Below are 3,701 nucleotides of genomic sequence, written 5' to 3' on the forward strand. Positions count from 1 at the left end.
CCACGTCGATGTGCACGGCTATCGTCCAGCTGCCGATCCGCCACTGCGCCAGGGCGCTGTCCCCGCAGGCGCCGGGTTGCCAGGTCACCTCGGGCCCGAGCCAGCTGCTCGGCACCGCGAAGGCATCCAGTGCGACCCGGCCGGCGGCACTGCGATCGATGTCAGGACCGGTGGCGTGGAGCAGGGGCAGCACCGCGAACACCCGCCACCGCATCCGGCCGGTGCCGTCGGCATAACAGTCATAACCCCGGATGCTGACCGGGCCGAAGCCGGCCTTGGCCACCCACAGGTACCCGCGCGGCGGGGCGTGCAGCTGGACGGCCTGGAATGGCAGCCATCGCCCGATCCGGATGTGGCCGTGCATCCGCAGGGCCACGGCGCGGTACAGCGGAATGCCCGGCGACAGGGCATGCTCCAGCCATCGTCGAGCGGGTTCTGGTAGCGGCCGAAGCTGCGCCGGGTCCCACGGTGTGTTGTCCCCGACCGGCGGCATCACCCGCTGCCACAAGGCATGCACCTCGGCGGCCGATCGCCGGCCGGCCAGCCGGACCGCCAGGTCCTCAGACGCGGACGCCACGGCGATTCTCCCGTCCGGCAATCGTGCGCCGGTGTAGCTCTGCCCGCAGGTCCGGGTCGGAGAACACCAGGTACACCGCACCGCAGTCCTGTGGCCCGGTCGCGCCCGGCAGGCAGGGCGTGCATGCCTGGCCTGGCCTGAGCGGGCACTGGGGAACCGCTGCGTTGCTGCTCATCGGTGTTCTTCTTCCGTTCGTGATGGCGAAGGGCGCCCTGTCGGTGACAGGGCGCCCTCCTGGTGACGTTGTGTACTCAGCTGTTGGCCGGCTCAGCTGTTGGCGAGTGCGCGATCCGCCGTGGCACCGCGCTGGCGATTGGCCAGGACCTCCTCGGTCGCCGGCACCCGGCGGCTGTGGCGCAGCCCGAGCAGGCCCAGCACGAACATGACGGCCGCGGCGAGGAAGGCAGCGATCGCGGCGATTCCGGCGATCATCCCCATGGTGCCGAAGGCGTAGGCGTTCAGGAGCAGGCCGCGCAGCGTCTCGCCACGGAACATCGTCTGCACGGTGCCGGCCAGCTTGGTGTCGGTGGGGTTGGCCTGGGCCTGGGAGCTCAGCTGGGAGTAGGTCTTGCCGCCGCCGATCTCCTTGAGATGGTTGGCGATGAAGTGGTCGGCGTACGCCTTGGCCTGCGCCCCGGTGGTCAACTGCTGGCCGGCGTACTTGCGAATCGGGGCGTATTCGGCGCCGGCGATGGCCGGGCTGCCCTTGGCCGGGAAGTAGATCTGCTGGGCGGCGAGCTGGCTGTGCACCTCGTGATCGACGAAGTTGTGCGCCCACACCAGCAGCGATCCGGCCACCACCAGGACGGCCGCGAGGAAGAGGCCGGCCGCGCTGGCCAGCTGGTCGAACGTCCTGCGCTTCATGAGTTCTCCCTTGGGTGAGTTGATGGATTAACTATCTCGGTCCGGGCTGGCCGGCACTGCTGAAGAAAGACCCGGGTTGCCGGGACCAAGGTCCTCAACTCCCAAGCGGGGCCGGTTGACGAAGGGCAGCTTCGCCCAGATCCTGCCGAGGCCCCAGGCCGAGCATGAACAGCAGTTCGCCCAGGTGTCGCCGGCCCGAGTCCCTCACCCGCTTGGCAGTTTTCACCCGGAGCAGATCCGGAGAGGAGGCCAAGGGCCTGGCGGATCAGGCGCCCAGCCGGCAGAGCGACGTTGGCGGGTTCAGTCAGCAGTCGCGGTGTTGTCGATCAGAACATCCTGCAGCCGGCGGCGCATCGAGGACGAGGTTATCGGCGCTTTGCCAATCCGCATCAGGATGTGCGGACGCGTGGTGAGTCCCAGCTCAGTCCTCAACCGCTCCCGGAAGTAGGGGAGTTCGATGACCTGAGTGAACAAGCTGATGGCGTAACCATTCCTGGCGGCCTCCAACCACAATCGCTCGAGGGCCTCACCGGCCCGCAACCAGGACAGCGGATCATCATTGCTGGTTCCCAGGATGAACAGCGACTGGTTCACGCTGGAGCGCGTCTCAGGCGGCAGCCCACCCGTGCCCCGGGTGTCGTAATCGCGGATCGGTATGTCGTCCTGAGCATTGCCGGTGACACGGGGCACCGCCACGGCAGGAACGCCGTCGTGGCGCTTGGAGTCGTCGCTGGTCCATGCTCGAAGTTCGGCGCGATACGCCGGATCGGCGTTCTCCACCGCGTCAGCCTCGTGGCTCAACCTCGCTACGGCAAGACGATGGTTCATGGCCCGCACGTGAAAGAGCATCGTCTCCTCGTCCACGGCACACTCCATCAGCTGCGAGATGACCTCTGGGCGTACCGTCTCATCGGTGAAACGGCGCCGGTTGGTCTGTCTACTGATGATGTAGCGGTCCAGCGTTCCGATCACAAGCTCGGCAGCCGGCTCGGATGCGAGCGAGACCCGCGCGAGGAGGTCTCGGCGATTCGGGTCCGGGAACCGCTCCACGACCGGATGGTATCCGCGTGCTGCCAGCGTCACCCGAACATTGAACAGGGCACATCCGCAGCTGATGATCAGTTGCCGTCCGCTGGGGTCGAGAACGCGCAGTTGCCGGCGTGGGTCCGAGTGGATCTCCAAGGCGTCAGACGTCAGGACGAAGCGCCAGGGCTGGGTGTTGTGAACCGACGGGGCCAGCAATGCCTGTTCAGCTGCCCTGCGAAGCAGTTCAGCGCGGGTTGCCAATGAGTTGATCATGACGATGTCCTCACTCATCTCTCCAAGTCCCATGCCTATCAAGATCTACCGGCACGCCAGCCTCGCAGAAGGGCCGAAGGTCACGGCCGTGCCGCTCAGCCGGATAGCGGCGGTGGCATCCGCCACTCAGCTCGTCAGGACGACGAGAACGTCCGCGACGGGGCGGCGGGGAGTCCGAGTTGGCGCCGGGCCTCCGGGTACCGGGTAGCCGATTCGAAGCATCATCTGGGGAAGCCCCTGCCAGCCCATCAATGTCCGTATCCGGCTGCGGAACGCGATCAGGTCTACGGCCTGGCTCAATGGGCAGGTACCCAGTCCGAGCAATTCAGCTTCCAACATCAACCGCATCATTGCCTCACCGGCCCGCAACTGCTCGAGCCCGGTATCGGACTCGGTCAGCAGGACTGCGATCAGCGGGTGCTCGTCCACATCGCGTTCGATGAGTAGGCGACCCGATACACCTATCTCGAAGTCACGCAAGGGCACATCGGTATGACGCGCCTGCCCTGGCGGAACATGAGGTATCGCACCCGTCGGGACGCCGTCGGTATGTACGTCAGACTCGCGCAGCCAACGGTTCATCTCGGCGATGTATTCCGGGTCCTTCTTCTCCGTCCGGTCGGCCCAGCTCACCGCCACCGCGAAGTTGACGCGTTGTTCGGCACGTACCGGAAAGTCGGCGTGGACACCCGGGGCCGCCGCCGCTGCGCGAAGCGCTCCGATTGCATCCGGTGCGACGTCCTGGGACCGAAACGGCCTGCGGTCACTCTGCCGCCGCTGCGCTGCTGCGAACATCTCCACTTCATGAGGGTCCGCCGGTCTGCGCTGAATAACCCGGAACTCGGCCAGCAGGTCAGGATCGGCCGGATTGGGCAGCCGCTGGGTCTGGGTCTCCCAACCCAGTGCGCTGAGCCCCAACTCCGTCAGTGCCAGTGCCGCTCCGCAGCTGACCAGCAGGGAA

The 3,701-nt window shown here is 66.7% G+C and carries 5 protein-coding genes; all 5 read right to left on the reverse strand.

The window, feature by feature from the left end; genetic code table 11:
- On the reverse strand, positions 1–577 hold a 577-nt coding region (locus VF542_RS00005), incomplete at its 3' end, for a DUF6544 family protein (protein ID WP_408649654.1).
- Positions 561–752 (reverse strand): DUF6767 domain-containing protein, encoded by a 192-nt coding sequence (locus VF542_RS00010; protein WP_408649655.1) that lies wholly within the window; start codon positions 750–752, stop codon positions 561–563. The genes VF542_RS00010 and VF542_RS00005, both read right to left, overlap by 17 nt.
- Before the next feature lie 92 nt (positions 753–844).
- Complete coding sequence (locus VF542_RS00015) at positions 845–1,441, reverse strand: hypothetical protein (RefSeq protein ID WP_408649656.1); 597 nt, start codon at positions 1,439–1,441, stop codon at positions 845–847.
- 300 nt (positions 1,442–1,741) lie between these two features.
- A complete protein-coding gene (locus VF542_RS00020) occupies positions 1,742–2,758 on the reverse strand; it encodes an Acg family FMN-binding oxidoreductase (RefSeq protein ID WP_408649657.1) in 1,017 nt (338 codons plus the stop codon).
- A gap of 108 nt (positions 2,759–2,866) precedes the next feature.
- Positions 2,867–3,701: Acg family FMN-binding oxidoreductase (locus tag VF542_RS00025; RefSeq protein ID WP_408649658.1), on the reverse strand; the 835-nt coding region annotated here is incomplete at its 5' end.

It is taken from the genome of Jatrophihabitans sp. (assembly GCF_036389215.1).
In the GTDB taxonomy this organism is placed as follows: domain Bacteria; phylum Actinomycetota; class Actinomycetes; order Mycobacteriales; family Jatrophihabitantaceae; genus Jatrophihabitans_A.

Bases quoted from the DNA above. Each gene is read 5' to 3' on its own strand.
- VF542_RS00020 (WP_408649657.1), bottom strand. From the start codon at position 2,758: ATGAGTGAGGACATCGTCATGATCAACTCATTGGCAACCCGCGCTGAA.
- VF542_RS00010 (WP_408649655.1), bottom strand. From the start codon at position 752: ATGAGCAGCAACGCAGCGGTTCCCCAGTGCCCGCTCAGGCCAGGCCAG.
- VF542_RS00015 (WP_408649656.1), bottom strand. From the start codon at position 1,441: ATGAAGCGCAGGACGTTCGACCAGCTGGCCAGCGCGGCCGGCCTCTTC.